A 17281-nucleotide genomic window follows, 5' to 3' on the forward strand; every position below is an offset into this window, starting at 1 on the left:
GGTGTGGGGGGTGTGGGGGGTGAGTGCCGCCACGCCGTGGCGGTCGAGCGTGAGCTCGGCCGGGTGGGTGTGGCCGGTGAGGGTGTCCGTGTGCGGGGAGGGCAGGCGGACGGTGACCGGTGCACGTGTGTGGTTGAGCAGGAAGAGCAGCGTGCCGCGCCTGACCGCCTCGACCCCGGCGGGCAGGCCGGGCAGCGCGGGCACCACTCCCGCTTCCTCGGCGGCGCCCGCGAGCAGCGCGGCGAGCGCGGCCGGTTCGGGCAGCGTCGAGACGTACCAGGCGGTGCCGCGGCCGTAGGTGTGGCGGGTGATCGCGGGGCGGCCCGACAGCTCGCCCTCGGCGTAGGTGGCCACGGTCCGGGCCCCCGCGGGCTCCAGGTCTTCGCTCCAGATCCGGCCCGCGGTGCCGTCGCTCATCGCGACGGTGGCGCCCGGCGCCAGGGGCCACCACTCGTGGACGGTCTCCAGGCCGAGCACGCGGCGCAGCCTGGCGTCCGTGCCGCCCTCGCGGACGCGGTCGTCGGCGTCGGCGACGCCGGTGAAGAAGCCGCAGACCAGGGTGCCGCCGCCGCGCACGTAGGCGGCGATGCCGTCCAGGGCGGCGTCGGTGAGCAGGTAGAGCTGCGGGATGACGACCATCCGGTAGCCGGTGAGGCGGGCCTCGGGGTGGGCGAGGTCGCAGGTGAGGTTCCGCTGCCACAGGGCGTGGTGCCAGGCGGCCAGCAGCTCGGGGTACCGCGCCTCGGCGGAGGGGCGGCCCGGCTGGTCGGCGGCCCACCAGGCGGGCCAGTCGTGGAGGACGGCGATGCCGGCGGCGACCTGGGTGCCGTGCGCCGGGGCGAGGCGGGCGAGTTCGGCGCCGAGGTCGCGTATCTCGCGGAAGGAGCGGGAGTGTTCGCCCGCGTGCGGGAGCATCGCGGAGTGGAACTTCTCGCTGCCCTGGCGGGAGGCGCGCCACTGGAAGAAGCAGATGGCGTCGGCGCCCCGGGCCACCGCCTGGAGGGACCACAGGCGCATCGTGCCGGCGGGCTTGGGCTGGTTGACCGGGCGCCAGTTGACGGCGGAGGCCGCCTGTTCCATCAGCGCCCAGGGGCCGCCCGCCTGGGAACGGGTGAGGTCGTGGACGAGGGCGCCGTGCGCGGGCCCCGCGGGGTCGTCGTGGGCGGCGGCCGGGTCGGGGTAGACGTCGACCGACACGACGTCCTCCTCGGCGGCCCAGCGCCAGCCGTCCTGCCCGGCGAACAGGGGCATGAAGTTGGTCGTGACCGGGACGCCGGGGCTGTGGGCGGCGACGATGTCCCGTTCCGCCGTGAAGCATTCGAGGAGCGCGTCGCTGGTGAAGCGGCGGAAGTCCAGCACCTGGGCCGGGTTGACGAGGTAGGGGGCGCGGCGGGGCGGGAGGATCTCGTTCCAGTCCCCGTAGCGCTGGCTCCAGAACGCCGTCCCCCAGTCGGTGTTGAGCGCCTGGAGCGTCCCGTGGCGGGCGCGCAGCCAGGCGCGGAAGTGGGCGGCCGTCGTGTCGCACCAGCAGGCGGTGCCGTACTCGTTGTTGATGTGCCACAGCCGCAGCGCGGGGTGGGCGCCGTAGCGGCGGGCCAGGTCCTCGGTGATGCGGGCGGCGTGCTCGCGGTACACGGGTGAGGAGGCGCAGAACTGGTTGCGCGAGCCGTACCACAGGACGGTGCCGCTCTCGTCGCGCGGCAGGGTCTCGGGGTGCAGGGCTCCGAGCCAGGGCGGCGGCGCGGCGGTGGGGGTGGCCAGGCAGACGCCGATGCCGGCGCCGTGGAGCAGGTCGAGGACGCGGTCGAGCCAGCCGGTGTTCCTCGCGCCGGGCCGCGGCTCGATGGCGGCCCAGGAGAAGACGCCGACGGTGGCGAGGGTGACACCCGCCTCGCGCATCAGCCGGATGTCCTCCTGCCAGACGGACTCGGGCCACTGCTCCGGGTTGTAGTCGCCGCCGAAGAGCAGCCGTCCCCGGGTGGCGTCGTGCAGTCCGACCACGGTGTTCTCCTCTCGTCCCCCGCCGGTGCGTCCCCCCGCCGGTGCGGCCGTCATCCCTTGACGGCGCCGATGAGCATGCCCTTCTTGAAGTGCCGCTGGACGAACGGCGAGAGAACGGCGACGGGGAGCAGCGCCAGGACCATGACGGCGGTCTGCACGGCGATGCTCGGGATCTGGCCGGTGCCGATGATCTGCGCCATCCCGGCGGGGCGCTGGTTGCCGATGACGATCTGCTGGAGGACGTTCTGGAGGGGCAGCTTCTCCTGGTCGGTGATGTAGATGAATCCGGCGAACCAGTTGCCCCAGTAGGCGACGGCGTAGAAGAGGGAGATCACGGCGAGCACCGCGCGGGAGAGGGGCAGGACCAGCTGCCACAGGATGCGGAACTCGCCGGCGCCGTCGATGCGGGCGCTGTCGATGATCTCCTGGCCGACGTTCATGAAGAACGCCCGGAGCACCAGGATGTTGAAGACGTTGACCGCCATGGGCAGGATCAGCGCGGCATAGGTGTTCATCAGCCCCAGGCTCTGGATCAGCAGGTAGGTGGGGATGATGCCGGCGCCGCCGAAGAACATGGTGGCCAGCAGGGTGAACAGGAGCGGCCGGTGCCACAGCGAGCCGAGGCGGGAGAGGCCGTAGGCGGCGAGCACGGAGACCGCCATGCTGAACGCGGTGCCCACGACGGTGATGCCGATGGAGACCACCATGGCGCGGGAGACCGCGCCGCCGCTGAGCAGTTCGCGGTAGGCGGCGAAGGTGATGCCGTCGGGCCAGACGACGAGGCCGCCGGTCTCGGCGATGGTCCGCGCGTCGGAGACGCTGGTGACGACGACGATCCACAGCGGGAAGAGGATGGCCAGCACGGCGATGCCCAGGATGGCGCCCTTGGCCGTGAGACCCGTGCGGGTCGGGGGCTCCTCCCAGGCCGGGCGCCGGCGCCGCCCCGCGTCCCTGTCCGCCTCGGCCGGGACGGAGACATCCGTACTCATCGCTGCCCTCTCCCTTCTCGTCCCGCGCACCGCCACGTCCGGTGGGCGCCCTCGCCCACCCGTCCGCCCTTCGCTTCGCTCATCTCCGCGCGTACACCCCCTGTTCGCCCATCGTGTGGGCGACTCGGTTGGCGGTCAGGACCAGCAGGAGACTGAAGACGCCCTTGACGATCCCGATGGCCGCGGCGTAGCTGAAGTCGCCGCCCTCGATCCCGTTGTGCCAGACATAGGTGTCGAGGACCTCGGACGTGCCGGGGCCCACGGCCGTGCGCTGGATGAGGAACTGCTCGCCGCCGACCGTCAGCATGGCGCCGACCTGGAGGACCAGCAGCAGGGCGATGACGGGGCGCAGGGCGGGGAGCGTGACATGCCACATGCGCCGCCAGCGGCCCGCGCCGTCGACCGCGGCCGACTCGTAGAGCTCCTGGTTGACGGTGGACAGGGCGGCGAGGAAGACGATGATGCCCCAGCCCGCGTCCTTCCACATGACCTGCGCGGTGATGAGCCACTTGAAGAAGCCGGGGTCGGTCATCAGGTCGAAGCTCTCGGCCCAGCCCCAGTCGCGCAGCAGCTGGGCGACCAGCCCCGCGCCGCCGAACATCTGCTGGAAGACGGTGATGACCAGCACCCAGGAGAAGAAGTGCGGCAGGTAGAGCACCGCCTGCGTCCACGCCCTGACCTTGCTGTGCAGCACGCTGTTGATGAGCAGGGCGAGCGCGATCGGGACCGGGAAGTAGAAGAGCAGCTGGAGCGAGGAGAACAGCAGCGTGTTCCGCGCCGCGTTCCAGAAGTCCCTGTCGTCCAGCATCCGCTGGAAGTTCTCCAGGCCGGTCCACGCGCTGTTGGCCATGGAGTCGAGGAAGCCGTCGCCCGCGTAGGGGCTGTAGAACTGGAACGCGATGACGTTGCCCGCGATGGGGATGTAGGCGAAGACCATCAGCAGGGCGACGGCCGGCAGGGTCATCAGGATCAGGACGCCGTCGCGGCGGAGCCGGTGGCGGAAGGGGACGGAGGCGTCCCCCGGGGCGCGCCCCCGCCGCGGGGCCGTGCTCGGGGACACGCTCAGGCGCCTTCCTCGTCGAGCAACCCCTGGTAGAAGTCGCGCAGTTCGTCGCCGCCGTTGCGCCGCCACTCGGCCACGGCGTTCTGCATGTCGCGGATCGACTGGCGTCCGCGGACCACGTCGTCCTCCAGGTCCTCGAAGCCGTCGTTGATGTTGGTGAGGCGGACGGGCTCCTGGATCTGGCGGCCGTGGAAGAGGCCCTCCTGGACATAGGGCATCTGCCGCGCCTGCCAGCCGGTCCAGTCCTCGACGACCCGCGGGGTGTCGGGGTGGGCGACCACGTGCCCGGCGGTGGCGATGAACGGGTAGGTCTCGGGGACCACTTCCTCCTCGCCCTGGGGCGTGCGCACCGGCAGGCCGTCCTCGACCGTGTAGTGGGTGCCCTCGACGCCGTAGGCGCGCAGGCGCTGTTCGCGGGTGCCGTAGGGGGCGGCGGTGAAGTTGGCGATCTCCAGGGCCTCGCGGATGCGGTCCTCGGAGAGGTTCTTGTTGACGAACGTCCAGATCCCCGAGCCGTTGCCCGCGTAGAGGACGGGGTCGTTGCCGCCGGCTCCGAAGTAGTCGAACGCGTTCATATGGAAGTCCGGGTTGGAGGTGCGCTGTTCGACGGTGGTGTTGTGCCAGGCGCCGTCGCCGGTGTTCCAGATCAGCGACTCGCCCGCCGTGAAGCGCTGGGCCGCGTCGCCCGAGACGGCGACCGCGTCGGGGTGGACGACCTCGGCCCCGTAGAGCGTGCGGGTCCACTCCAGGGCTTCGAGGTAGGCGTCGGTCTCGTAGCGGTTGACCAGCGTGTCGCCGTCGCCGCGCATCCAGTACCGGGGCTTCTCGGGCAGGACGCCGAAGATGACGAACGCGGACCACTTCATGTCCTCGCAGGCCCAGACCCGGTTGCGGGCGGAGGTGATGTCCCGGCAGAAGGCGAGGAAGTCCTCGGGCGTGGTGGGGGCCTCCCAGCCGTTGGCCTCGAAGACGTCCTGGCGGTAGTAGGGGACGACGCCGCCGATGGTGGCCGCCGGCATGGGCAGGCCGCGCAGCGCCCCGCCGAAGACCGACGCCTCCCAGGCGGCGGTGGGGATGGCGGCCAGATTCGGGTAGTCGAGCACGGCGTCGCCGGAGAGGAACGGTCCCAGGTCCGCGAACCGGCTGCTGACGGCCTGCGGTATCTGCCCGGTCAGCTCCCAGCCGGGCACGCACACCAGGTCGGGGATGTCGCTGCCGGCCAGCACGGCACCGAGCTTCTCGCCGTAGGTGTTGCCGTCCTGCGTCTGCCAGTCGAGCCTGACGCCGATGGCCTCGTCCATGGCCGTCCAGAACGCGTTGCCCGCGCCCGGCGGCGTGCCCCACAGCGGCGTCATCGCGGAGAACTCACCGCCGGCGCCGCGGGGTTCGGGCACGGAGACGCCGAGGTCGCCGCTGGGGATGTAGCTGGTGTAGCCGGGGCTGACGCCGTCCCCGCCGGGGATGTCGGGCTCGACGGCGACGTCGGATGCCCGGAACGTGGGGAGCAGGTCCCGCAGTTGGTCGTCGGACGCCCTGCCCTCCGAGCCACCGCCGCCTCCGTCCCCACCGCAGGCGGCCAGCAGGGGAACCCCTCCGGTGACCGCCGCCGCGACCGCCGCGGATGAGGCGAGGAAGCGTCTGCGGCTCGGTGCGGGGCGTGCGTTCGGCATGACGGCAACCCTTCGTGACGTCGCGACAGCGCGGGACCCGTCGTCCGAGGATCGAAGCGCTTCGATGTTGGGCTGAGGCTAAGACCCGTCAGCGGGCCGCACAAGCCCTGCTCCCGAGAAAAATGGGCGCGCTCCCATCGCCCTTCTGTCCGGGGTTTCCCGGAGATCGACGGGGAGCGTGAGCCGTGGATGCCCGGCGTCTTGACAGGCGAGGCGGCGGAATCCAGCATCGAAGCGCTTCGAAAACCGACGACTCCGGGACCGCATGTGACCGCAGAACCGCTGCCCTTCCGCGACCCCCGGCTGAGCGTCGAGGAACGCGTCGCCGACCTGCTGGGCCGGTTGACGCCCGCCGAACGCCTCGCGATGCTCCACCAGTTCGCCCCCGCCGTCGAGCGCCTGGGCCTCCCGCCGTTCCGCACCGGGCAGGAGGCGCTGCACGGGGTGGCCTGGATGGGACCGGCCACCGTCTTCCCGCAGGCGGTGGGGCTCGGCGCGACCTGGAACGACGACCTCGTGCGCCGCGTCGGCGAGGCGGTGGGCCGCGAGGTGCGCGCGATGCGGGCCGCGGACCCGCGGGTGGGCCTCAACGTGTGGTCCCCCACCGTCAATCTCCTGCGCCACCCGCTGTGGGGCAGGAACGAGGAGGGCTACGCCGAGGACCCGCGGCTGACCGCCGCCCTCGCCACCGCCTACACCCGCGGCCTGCGCGGCGACCGCCCCGGGCGCTGGCGCACCGCCCCGGTGCTGAAGCACTGGCTGGCGCACAACCACGAGCGCGACCGCGACACCGCCTCCACCTCGGTGCGCCCCCGGGTGCTGCACGAGTACGAGCTGCCCGCCTTCCGCGGCCCGGTCCGCGCCGGGGCCGTCGCGGGCGTGATGCCCGCCTACAACCTGGTCAACGGCCGCCCGAACCACCTCTCCCCGCTGATCGCCACCGAGCTGCGCACCTGGACCGGCCTGCCGCTGGTGGTCTGCTCCGACGCCTACGCGCCCGGCAACATCGCGGGCTCGCAGGGCTATCTGCCCAGCCACGAGGCGGGTCTGGCCGCCGCGCTGACGGCCGGGGTGGACAGCTTCACCGACCACGGCGAGGACTCCGCCCCGACCGTGGCGCGCCTGACCGCGGCGCTGGAGAAGGGCCTGATCACCCAGGACCGGATCGACGCCGCGGCCGCGCGCCTGCTGGGCATGCGGGTGCGGCTGGGCGCGTTCGACCCGGGGCCCGACCCCTTCGACGCCGAGGCCGCCTTCGACACCGAGGAGCACCGGGAGCTGGCCTCGACCGCGGCCGAACAGGCCGTGGTCCTGCTGAAGAACGACGGGCTGCTGCCGCTGCGCCCCGGCACCCGGGTCGCCGTGGTGGGGCCGCTGGCCGACGAGGTGAAGCTCGACTGGTACAGCGGGGCGCTGCTGCGCCGCACCAGCCCGCTGGTCGGGCTGCTCGCCCACCCCGGCGTCGCCTCGGCCGCGTTCGCCGAGGGCGCCGACCGGGTGCGGCTGCGGACCGGACGCGGCTGGGTGACGGTGCCCGAGGCGGGGGCGGGGGCCGCGGCCCGGGACGGTGCGGCCGGCGCCTCGCTCGACCCGGCGCTGGTCGCCAGCCGGACGGACCTGCCGCCGCTCGCCGTCGGCCCCCTGGCGGGCGCCACCACGTTCACGCTCACCGACTGGGGCGACGGGGTGGTGACCCTGCGGGCGCCCGACGGGCGCTATCTGTCCGTCGCGGACGACGGCCTGGTGCGCGCGTCGGCCGACCGGCCCGGCGGCTGGGTGGTCCAGGAGACGTTCACGCTGGAACCGCACGGCGAGGGCCACCTCCTTCGGCATCGGGGCACCGGCAACCACGTCTCTGTCGCCGCCGAGGGGCTGAAGGTTGCCGGGACCGGCGACGTCTTCACCGTGGAGACCGTCGAGCGCGGCGAGGACGCGGTGCGGGCGGTGGCGCGCTCCGCCGACGTGGTCCTGGTGGTCGCGGGCAACGACCCGCACATCAACGGCCGCGAGACGGAGGACCGTTCGACGCTGGCGCTGCCACCGCGCCAGGACGCGCTGTGGCGGACCGCGCACGCCGCCAACGAACGGACCGTGCTGGCGCTGGTCTCGTCCTACCCCTATGCCGTGCCGGAGGCCGACGCCGCGCTGCCCGCGCTGCTGTGGACCGCGCACGGCGGGCAGGCGTCGGGCACGGCGCTGGCCCGGGTGCTGTGCGGGGACGTCTCGCCCGCCGGGCGGCTGCCGCAGACCTGGTACGCGGACGACGCGGAGCTGCCGGACCTGCTGGACTACGACCTGATCGGCTCGCGCGCCACCTACCTCTACCACGACGGCGCGCCGCTCTACCCGTTCGGCCACGGCCTGTCCTACACGGCCTTCGCCTATGGCGACCTCGCGGTGCGGCGGGCCGAGGGGGGCGAGCTGACCGCCGCGGTGACCGTGACCAACGCCGGGGGGAGCGCGGGCGACGAGGTGGTCCAGCTCTACGCCTCGGCGGTGGCGCCGAGCGTGCCCCGCCCCCACCGGTGGCTGATCGCCCACCGCCGGATCCACCTGGCGCCCGGCGCCTCGGAGCGGGTGACCTTCGCCGTCGACGCCGCGGAGGCGCTCGGCTTCTGGGATGTCGCGCACTCCCGCTGGGCGGTCGAGCCGGGCGCGTACACCCTCGGCGCGGGGGCGTCGAGCCGGGACATCAGGGTCACGGCCGGGCTGACCGTGGCCGGTGAGCCCCTGGCGCCGCGGCCGGTGGTCCGGGCCGGGCTCGCCGCCGCGGACTACGACGAGAGCACCGGCACGGAACTGGTCGACACCACCCGGGAGTCGGGCGACGCCGTGGCGGCCGGGGCCGCCACCGTCGGCGAACTGCTCTTCCGCCGCTGTGACTTCGGAACGGGCCCGGCGCGGGTGCGGCTGCGCGCCGCCCGCGCCGAGCCGGGATCGGCCACGGTCGAGCTGCGCGTCCCCGGCACCGGCTGGCACGCCACGCTGCGCGTGGAGTCCACCGGCGACCGGTACGCGTACACGACCGTGACCGCCGAGTCGCCGGACGCGCCGGAGGGGGTCCACGACCTCCGCCTGACGCTCACCGGCCCGGTCCGGGTGGACCGGCTGGATTTCCGCTGAGGCGGGAACGGCTACACTCCGGCGCGATGAAAACGTACGGAATCCTGCTGTTCCCCTCGCACAACCGCGTCTACGCGCACGCCTCAGTGCACCTGGCCCAATCCGAACTGCTGGTGGTCGGGGACGCGTTGCTCGACGGCCGGATCGGCTCGGTGAGGGAGACCGTGCTCGGCGGCGTTCCCTACCTGACCTTCGAGGTGGACGGCGACCTCACCGAGAGCGACATCGGCGCCCTGTCGAACCTCTCGTCCCTCTACGCCCTCTTCGAGATCGAGGACGGGCGGCTCGCGCCGCTGGAGCTGACCCGGCTCGACCGGTTCGGCAGCGACCTGATCACCATCCAGAAGTACGCGGGCAAGACGAACGAGGACTTCACCAAGCTGCTGCTCAACGTCACGGCGATGGCCTGCGACGACCCGCGGCGGCTGCTCACCGGCGACCTGCGCGTGCTCGACCCGCTCTGCGGCCGGGGCACCACGCTCAACCAGGCGGTGATGTACGGCTTCGACGCCGCGGGCGTGGAGCGGGACACCAAGAGCTTCGACGCCTACGCGAACTTCCTGCGCCAGTGGATGAAGAACAGCCGCCTCAAGCACCGCGCCGAGATCACCAGGGTCCGCCGCGACCGCAAGACCCTGGGGCGCCGCTTCCACGCCGAACTGGGCGAGGACAAGGAGCGGTACAAGAGGGGCGAGGCCATCGAGGTCACGGTGATCAACGCCGACACCGCCGCGAGCGACGCCTTCTTCGGCCCCGCCTCCTTCGACCTGATCGTCACCGACGCGCCCTACGGCGTGCAGCACGGCGCCACCGCGCGGACGGAGGTCTCGCGGAGCCCGATGCCGCTGCTCACCGCGGCGCTGCCCGCCTGGGCGCGGCTGCTGCGACCGGGCGGCGCCATCGGCATCGCCTGGAACACCCATGTCGCCCGCCGCTCCGAGCTCGCCGAACTGCTCGCCGACCACGGCTTCGAGGTCGCGGACAGCGAGCCCCACCACGGCTTCCGGCACCGGGTGGACCAGGCGATCGTCCGCGACCTCGTCGTGGCCCGCCTGGCCGCTACAGGTCGAGACCGGTGAGCACCATCACGCGCTCGTAGGTGTAGTCCTCCATGGCGAACCGCACGCCCTCACGGCCCACGCCCGACTGCTTCGCGCCGCCGTAGGGCATCTGGTCGGCGCGGTAGGACGGCACGTCGCCGACGATGACGCCGCCGACCTCCAGGGCGCGGTGGGCGCGGAAGGCGGCCTGGAGATCGTGCGTGAACAGGCCCGCCTGGAGGCCGAACCGCGAGTCGTTGGCCGCCGCGTAGGCCGCCTCCTCGCCCTCGACCCTGGTCACCGACATGACCGGGCCGAAGACCTCCTCGCAGGTGATCTTCGCGTCGGCGGGCACGCCCTCCAGCACGGTCGGCAGGTAGCTCGCGCCCACCCGAGCGCCCCCGGTGAGCACCTTGGCGCCGGCCGCGGTCGCCTCGTTCACCCAGCTCTCGACGCGCCGGGCCGCGTCCTCGCTGATCAGCGGGCCCACGTCGGTGGCCTCGTCGCCCGGGTCGCCGGTGACCAGCGCCTCGACGGCGGCGATCACCCGGGGCACCAGCCGGTCGTACACGGCCGTGTCGGCGATGACGCGCTGCACCGAGATGCAGGACTGCCCCGCCTGGTAGTTGGAGAAGGTCGCGATCCGCTGGGCCGCCCAGTCCAGGTCCGCGTCCGAGGCCCAGTCGGCGAGCACGACGGCCGCGCCGTTCCCGCCGAGCTCCAGCGTGACGCGCTTGCGCGGCACCGCGTCGCGGATGGACCAGCCGACCGGCACCGAGCCGGTGAACGAGATGATCGGCAGCCGCTCGTCCCGCACCAGCGAGGGCATCGCGTCGTTGGGCACCGGAAGCACGCTCCAGGACCCGGCCGGCAGGTCCGTCCCGGCCAGCAGCTCGCCGAGCAGCAGCCCGGAGAGCGGGGTGGCCGGGGCGGGCTTGAGGATGATCGGCACCCCGGCGGCCAGCGCGGGGGCGACCTTGTGCGCGCAGAGGTTCAGCGGGAAGTTGAACGGCGCGATGCCGAGGACGGGGCCGTAGGGAACGCGCCGGGTCAGCGCGAGGCGGCCGGTGCCCCCGGCGTCCGCGTCGAGCCGCTGCGCGGTGCCGCCGTTGAACCGCCGCGCCTCGTCCGCCGCCCAGCGGAACACCGAGACGCAGCGGGCGACCTCGATGCGCGCCCACTTCAGGGGCTTGCCGTTCTCCGAGGAGATCAGCCGCGCGACCTCGTCGGCGCGTTCCCCGAGCCGCCGGACCACCAGGTCGAGCGCGGTGGCGCGCACATGGGCGGGCGAGGCCGCGAACTCGGCGGCCACGGCCGCCGCGGCGGCGACCGCCTCCTCGGTCTGCCGCGGCGTGGGCAGGCTCACCGAGCCGACGGTCGAGCCGTCCCACGGCGAGGTGACCTCCACGGTCTCCTCGCCCCTCACCGCGCGGCCGGCGAGCCAGAACGGGTGCGGGGCTGCGTCTGTGGTCATCACGGGTGCCGCCTTCCGGGTTGTCGCGTGCGCTTCCCGCCCTCCACCGTAGGCGCACGGGCGCCCGCGGGTTCTTGTCCGGCGTGTCGGAAAACCCGGCTCCCCCGCGCCTCTTCGGCACCGGGACGAGGCGACGTCAGGGCCCTGCCGGGGGCCGGGTGGTGGCCTTCAGCGCCAGCCACAGCTCCATCCTGACGTCCGGGTCGTCGAGGGAGCGGTCCAGGATCTCCTCGACCCGCCGCATCCGGTACCGCAGGGTGTGCCGGTGCACGCCGAGGTCGGCCGCCGCCGCGTCCCACTGGCCGTGCCGGGCCAGCCAGGCGCGCAGCGAGGCCATCAGATCGCCGCGGCCGTGCTCGTCGTGCGCGCGGAGCGCGCGCAGCATCCCGTCGGCGAACGCCCGCACCGCGTCGTCGTTCAGCAGCGGCAGGACGGAGCCGGTGGCCACGTCCTCGTGCTCGACCAAAGTCCGCCCGCGCCTGCGGGCCACCAGCAGCGCCTCCCTGGCCTGCTGGTACGCCGCGTCGGCCGAGGCGGGCCCGGTCGGCCCCGACATCCCGACCGCCGGGCCCGCGGTCTCCTCGCGGGCGACATGCGCGCGGCAGGCGGCCAGCGCCGCGCCGCCGTCCGCGGCCAGCAGCACCAGGCCGTCGCCGTCGGGCGCGGTCAGCACCGACTCCCCGCCGCGCGCCGCGGCGGCCTCGACGGCGGCGCGCAGGGCGTCGAGCGCCTTCGGCTCCCCCGAGGCCCCGACCAGCACGCGCAGCGGGGCGTCGAGCAACCCGCCGTAGAGCTGTCCCGCGACGGCCCTGGCGTGGTCGGGCTCACCGCTCAGCAGCATGCGCAGCACGGCGCCGCCGAGGCGCGCCTCGGCGGCGCGGTAGGCCCGGGACCGCTCGGTGAGCAGCGTGAGCACCGCGACGGCGGACTGGACGGCGTACCGCTCCGCGGTGCCGAGCGGGTCGCCGGTGCCGATGGCCAGAACGGCGCGGGGCACCTGCGCCGTGCCGATGGACTGGAGTTCGACGCGGTCGTCGTCCGGCTCCTGGGCGCACACGACGCTGGCGGGCGCGGGGCGGTCACCGAGCCGCCGCACCTCGGCGGTGAGCCGGGCGGCGCGGCGCGCGGCCCAGCCGGGGGCGACGGCGGTGACGGCGCCCGAGAGGTCGTAGAGCGCGGCCCAGCCGCCGACCAGGGAGGCCAGCTTGGCGAGCAGCGCCTCGGGCCGGTCGGTGGCGAGCGCGGCCCGGGTCAGCTCGCGCTGGGCGGCGAACCCGGCCGTGACCGCCCGGTACTGCTCGGACGCTATCGCCGCCGAGACGACCTTGCCGATGGCGAGGAACGGGGTGCGGCGCGGGACTTCGAGCAGCGGCAGCCCCGCCTCCCTGACCGCGGCGAGCAGCGCGGGCGGCACCTCGGGATGGTTGACACCGACGCCGAAGGCAAGCCCGACGACGCCCGCCTCCGCCAGCCGGGTCACGTAGCTCCGCATCTCCGCCTCGTCGGACACGGCCAGGTGCAGCCCGGTGGTCAGCAGCAGCTCGCCGCCGTCGAGCCAGGGCGTCGGGTCGGCCAGCTCGCTGGCGTGCGCCCAGCGCACCCCGGCGTCCAGCCGCTCCTCGCCCGTGAGGACGCCGAGCTTCAGCCCGGTGTGCTGAACGAGCGTGGCAAGCGTCGGGTACATGGATCCCCTTGGAGGGCCTGAAGCGACACGTGCCCTCACGGTACAGCGCGGACATGTCCGGCCGGTCGGCGCCCGTGGCATATGCGCCGGCAACCGGCCAGGTAGGCCCGGCCGTCGGCCCCGCGGGACGTCAGCCCGGCCGCACGTCAGCCCAGCTGGATGAGGGTCGGCGGGCCCGGCTCCCCCGAGACGCTGGTCAGGGAGAGGACCGCGTGCCGGGGCGGCACGCGGTGCGCCAGCTCGGAGGCGGACCAGCGCTCCCGCTCCACGCGGCGCACCGTGACGGACTCCGTGGTGGTGTCGCGCCCGGTGAACACCTTCCGCACCCCGCGCACCGCCTTGCGCAGCCCGCCGCCGGCGCGGTCGGGGGTGCGGGTGGTCTCCTGGTCCTCCTTCCACTCCGTCCCCCACGCCCGCGCGAAGTGCTCGGCGTCCCAGGTGGTGATACCGGAGAACGCCATCCGGCAGCCGACCGCGCCCAGCAGTCCGGCCCGCAGCGAGGACGGGACGTCGTCCAGGGTCCGCAGCGCCAGCACCACGCCCGCGTTGGCCGGTCGCAGGTGCGTCAGCCCGCGCACGGTGCCCGCCGTCACGGCGGCGGTGGCGTCGTCGAGGACCAGGCAGGCGAAGAGGGAACGGTCGGGGCGTGCCGTGACCGCGGCGGTGAACTGGGCCAGCAGCAGCCGGGTGATGATCCGCCCCGCCTCCGCGTGCCCGGTCGCGGGCAGGTCGACCCGCACCCGCAGCGGGTGCACCAGGGCGCTGAGCGAGAACACCGCGGGCCCGCCGCGCCCGCCGCCCGGCGAGAACCCGGCGCGGTCCAGCAGCGCGAGGCGGTCGGCGAGGTGCGGGCCGAGGTCGTCGGGGCGCTGGGCCTGCCTGGCCCTGGCGTCCAGGTCGCGCAGCTGGTCGGGGGCGCCGCCCAGACGCTCGCGCAGCGTGGCCAGCAGGGCGGGGGCGCCGTCCAGCATGGCGCGCAGCTCGGGCACGCCCGGCAGCCCGCCGAACGCCGCGTGGTACGGGCCGATCAGCTGGACCAGCACGGCCGCGGCCTCCCGCGTCTCCACCCGGGAGCCGCCCACCAGCGCCTCGGCCAGCAGCGTCGCGGCCTCGTCGGTGTCGGTGGCGCCGCCGTAGGGGTCGAGCTGGTGGGTGCTGGCCGGGTCGCCCACGCGCAGGATGACGTCGAACGCGTCGTCCGGGCCGAGCGAGCTGCTGGCGCTGCCCACGGCGACGACGGTGGCCTGGTTGGTGAGCGCGTGCAGGCACAGCGCCTCGGTCACCGGCCGGATGACCCGTCCCGTCTTGCCCGACCCCGGCGGCCCCACCGCGAGCAGGGAGGTGCCCAGGACCGCCGGGTCGAGCGCCACGTCCTCGCCGCGGTAGTCGTACGGGTTCCGCTCCTCGTCCACCGCGCGGCCGACGCGGACCTGGCGCGTGATCAGGTCGTGGGTGGCGGTGCGCACGGTCAGGTCGCGGCGGCCCGAGGGGTGCGCGAAGGCGGCGGCGCCGTCGGCGCCGGCCGCGTCGGCGAACGTGGGCAGCGCGGTGGGCCTGGCCCGCACCCCGCGCCAGGCGTGCTCGATGCGGGTGTAGTCGAGGTCGCTCATGGCCCCGGAGTCCATGTCGCCGGTGAGCCGGTCGGCCGCCGTCGCGCCGCCCGCCCCCCGCAGCTCGGACCAGTCGGACAGCCCCGCCTGCGGCGCCAGGGCGCCGTCCGAGACGCCGGTGGGCGCCGCGGCCCCCCAGCGGTCCCGGTCCTCGTCGTGGCCCCCGCGCAGCCGCTTCACCAGGGCGCGCCAGTCGCCGAACGCCCAGACCAGGGCCGCCAGCAGGGCCGTGAACAGCACGTAGTAGGCGTTGTAGACGACCTTGTAGACCGTGATGTCCCCGTCGTTCCACCAGGAGTCGGGGACGACGAGGAAGAGCGGTTCGAGCCACAGCCCCCAGTTGCCGTTGAAGCACGCCGTCCAGACCACGGCCCCGGCCAGCAGCGCGCCCAGCTGCCTGCCCCAGCGGCCGATCAGGCGGAACGGGGCGGTGAGCGGGCGCACGACCCGGCGCGCGGGCCGCGGGGCGTACCGGCGCCACACCTCGGTCGCGTGGCCCAGCGTGCCGAAGACCAGGATCAGGGCGGCGGCGAACACCCAGTCGTAGATCCGCAGCGCCCGCTTGAACGCGACCAGCAGGTCGGCGTCGGTCGCGCCGGGCGGCAGCGGGTCGGGCAGCACGCGCCAGTGGTCGGGGGTCACCCACAGCAGCGGCCAGCGGTAGGGCCGCAGCGGGATCTCCAGGCACAGCGAGTACAGCAGCCAGCCCGCGAGCAGCGCCAGCGTCGCGGTGCCGAGCAGCTCGCGGTCGCTGAGGCGGTTCGGGTCCTCGGGCGGCTTCGGCTCGTGGCCCGCCCGCCACACGCCGGGCCTGGCCGCCGGGCGCGGGAGGTGCAGCCAGCGGACCAGCGGCGGGGCCTCGGGGTCCGGCGGGCGCCGGGGAGCGGGCGGCGCGCCCTGGACGAAGGGGACGGTCTGGCGGCCGTCCCCGGGTGTCTGCCGCGCGTTCCGCGGGCCGTTGGTGTTCATCCGTGCCAAGCCCCCTGATCACGCCATCGGCTGACTGAGCGTCGCCGTTCAAATCTAGTGCAGAGCGGCCTGTCGAATATGCGGAGGGCCAACCTGTCCATACCCGTTCCGCTGGGACAACTGGTGCGCTACGTTCCTGGATCACCGCTGGCTCAAAGAGGACCCTGGGCGGACCCTTTCATGACACGCGCCATCTCGCTTCGAGACGTCACCAAGACGTTCCCGAAGAACGTCGTCGCCGTAGACCGGCTCTCGCTCGACATCGCGCCGGGCGAGTTCGTCGTGCTGCTCGGCCCCTCGGGATGCGGCAAGTCGACGGTACTGCGGATGATCGCGGGTCTTGAGGACATCACCTCGGGTCAGCTGCTGCTGGACGGCGCCTACGCCAACCACCTGCCGCCGGGCCAGCGTCAGCTCGCGATGGTCTTCCAGGACTACGCGCTCTACCCGAACATGACGAGCCGCCAGAACATCTCCTTCCCCCTGCGCATCGAGGCGCCGCACGAGGACGGCTCGCCCCGGGTGAACGAGGCGGCGCGGCTGCTGGGCATCCAGGACCTGCTCGACCGCTACCCGGGACAGCTCTCCGGCGGCGAGCGGCAGCGCGTCGCCATGGGGCGGGCCATCGTGCGCCGCCCGACGGCGTTCCTGCTCGACGAGCCGCTCTCCAACCTCGACGCCAAGCTCCGCAACCGGCTGCGCGCCGAGATCGCCACGCTCACCCGCCACTTGGGGGTGACGACGGTGTATGTCACCCACGACCAGTCGGAGGCGATGTCGCTGGGCGACACGGTCGCGGTGATGCGCGACGGCCTGCTCCAGCAGATCGGCTCGGCGCGCGACGTCTACCGGCTGCCGGACAACGTGTTCGTGGCCGCGTTCGTCGGCACCCCGCGCATCAACCTCCTGCGCGCCACCGTGTACGCGCCGCTCGACGGCCGGATGTCGATCGACTTCGGCACCCAGCGGATGCAGTTGCCGCAGCCGCTGAGCCTCGACCACCAGCTGCTGCGGGTGCAGATGGGCCGCGACATCACCGTGGGGGTGCGCTCCGAGGCGGTGCGCATCGCCTCGCCCGAGGAGATGCGGCCCAGCGAGGCCCTGCTCAACGGGGTGGTGCAGCACGTCGAGTTCCAGGGTCACGAGTCGCTGATCTATGTCAGCACCGGGGCGCGGCCGGCGGAGGTGGACGGCCTGGAGGCGCCCCGGCCGCCCTCCGCGGGCAGCAGGACCAGGCGCGCCACCCGGAGCCGGATGGGGCGGCTGCTGAACCGGGCGTTCGGGGCCGCCCCCGGCAGGGGCTCCCCGGCCCCGGGCGCCGCCGAGGCGGCCGAGCCGCCCTCGCCCATGCCCTCGGGCCGGGTCAGCGACGGCCTCGTGGTGCGGGCCGGCATGGATGTGCAGCCGCGCATCGGCGAGCGGGTGCCGCTGCTGCTCGACCTCGACCAGCTGTACGTCTTCGACAGCGACGGCCGCCGGATCTGCCCGGCGCAGGGCCGGGTCCCCTCGCTCGACCACTGAGCGGGACCGCCGGGGCCGCTCGGGGCGCGCCCCGAGCACGGCTCCAGCGCGGACAACACGGCTACACCACGGACAAACGGGCGCCGGGACCACTCCGGGGTGGAGCATGCCCGCGGGCGCGGCACGCCCCTAGCCTG

The 17281-nt window shown here is 74.1% G+C and carries 10 protein-coding genes; 3 read left to right on the forward strand and 7 right to left on the reverse strand.

What is annotated here, in order from left to right:
- From ADY01_RS04040 to ADY01_RS04055, 4 genes are all read right to left on the reverse strand, one after another.
- Positions 1-2001: beta-galactosidase (locus tag ADY01_RS04040; RefSeq protein ID WP_049565463.1), on the reverse strand; the 2001-nt coding region annotated here is incomplete at its 3' end.
- Positions 2002-2051: 50 nt separating this feature from the next.
- Positions 2052-2990: a carbohydrate ABC transporter permease gene (locus ADY01_RS04045; RefSeq protein ID WP_049565466.1), complete on the reverse strand. Its 939-nt coding sequence runs from the start codon at positions 2988-2990 to the stop codon at positions 2052-2054.
- Between the two features lie 79 nt (positions 2991-3069).
- Positions 3070-4050: an ABC transporter permease gene (locus tag ADY01_RS04050; RefSeq protein WP_049565467.1), complete on the reverse strand. Its 981-nt coding sequence runs from the start codon at positions 4048-4050 to the stop codon at positions 3070-3072.
- Positions 4051-4052: 2 nt separating this feature from the next.
- Positions 4053-5723, reverse strand: coding sequence for an extracellular solute-binding protein (locus ADY01_RS04055; protein WP_049565469.1), 1671 nt, complete (start codon positions 5721-5723; stop codon positions 4053-4055).
- 267 nt (positions 5724-5990) lie between these two features.
- Between ADY01_RS04055 and ADY01_RS04060 the strand changes: the two genes are divergently transcribed.
- Together ADY01_RS04060 and ADY01_RS04065 are read left to right on the forward strand one after the other, a co-directional pair.
- A complete protein-coding gene (locus tag ADY01_RS04060) occupies positions 5991-8846 on the forward strand; it encodes a glycoside hydrolase family 3 C-terminal domain-containing protein (protein ID WP_049565471.1) in 2856 nt (951 codons plus the stop codon).
- A gap of 26 nt (positions 8847-8872) precedes the next feature.
- Positions 8873-9925 carry a TRM11 family SAM-dependent methyltransferase gene (locus tag ADY01_RS04065; RefSeq protein WP_049565473.1) on the forward strand — a complete coding sequence of 351 codons (1053 nt, stop codon included), beginning with the start codon at positions 8873-8875 and terminating at the stop codon, positions 9923-9925.
- On the opposite strand, the gene ADY01_RS04070 is transcribed toward ADY01_RS04065, so the two are convergent.
- From ADY01_RS04070 to ADY01_RS04080, 3 genes are all read right to left on the reverse strand, one after another.
- The gene (locus tag ADY01_RS04070) at positions 9906-11360 is read right to left on the reverse strand and encodes an aldehyde dehydrogenase family protein (RefSeq protein ID WP_049565475.1); all 1455 of its coding nucleotides are present in this window, start codon (positions 11358-11360) and stop codon (positions 9906-9908) included. The genes ADY01_RS04065 and ADY01_RS04070 overlap by 20 nt on opposite strands.
- A 136-nt stretch (positions 11361-11496) precedes the next feature.
- The gene (locus tag ADY01_RS04075; protein WP_049565477.1) at positions 11497-13044 is read right to left on the reverse strand and encodes a PucR family transcriptional regulator; all 1548 of its coding nucleotides are present in this window, start codon (positions 13042-13044) and stop codon (positions 11497-11499) included.
- A gap of 146 nt (positions 13045-13190) precedes the next feature.
- The gene (locus ADY01_RS04080) at positions 13191-15623 is read right to left on the reverse strand and encodes a hypothetical protein (protein WP_063784109.1); all 2433 of its coding nucleotides are present in this window, start codon (positions 15621-15623) and stop codon (positions 13191-13193) included.
- 180 nt (positions 15624-15803) lie between these two features.
- On the opposite strand from ADY01_RS04080, the gene ADY01_RS04085 reads away from it, so the two are divergent.
- Complete coding sequence (locus tag ADY01_RS04085; RefSeq protein ID WP_049565479.1) at positions 15804-17144, forward strand: ABC transporter ATP-binding protein; 1341 nt, start codon at positions 15804-15806, stop codon at positions 17142-17144.
- The last annotated feature ends 137 nt before the right edge of the window (positions 17145-17281 follow it).

Origin of the sequence: Streptomyces sp. SBT349 (assembly GCF_001083795.1) — a bacterium.
Lineage (GTDB): Bacteria > Actinomycetota > Actinomycetes > Streptomycetales > Streptomycetaceae > Streptomyces.

Coding starts and splice junctions, on each gene's coding strand:
- ADY01_RS04045 (WP_049565466.1), bottom strand. CDS start 2,990: ATGAGTACGGATGTCTCCGTCCCGGCCGAGGCGGACAGGGACGCGGGG.
- ADY01_RS04055 (WP_049565469.1), bottom strand. CDS start 5,723: ATGCCGAACGCACGCCCCGCACCGAGCCGCAGACGCTTCCTCGCCTCA.
- ADY01_RS04065 (WP_049565473.1), top strand. CDS start 8,873: ATGAAAACGTACGGAATCCTGCTGTTCCCCTCGCACAACCGCGTCTAC.
- ADY01_RS04070 (WP_049565475.1), bottom strand. CDS start 11,360: ATGACCACAGACGCAGCCCCGCACCCGTTCTGGCTCGCCGGCCGCGCG.
- ADY01_RS04075 (WP_049565477.1), bottom strand. CDS start 13,044: ATGTACCCGACGCTTGCCACGCTCGTTCAGCACACCGGGCTGAAGCTC.
- ADY01_RS04080 (WP_063784109.1), bottom strand. CDS start 15,623: ATGAACACCAACGGCCCGCGGAACGCGCGGCAGACACCCGGGGACGGC.
- ADY01_RS04085 (WP_049565479.1), top strand. CDS start 15,804: ATGACACGCGCCATCTCGCTTCGAGACGTCACCAAGACGTTCCCGAAG.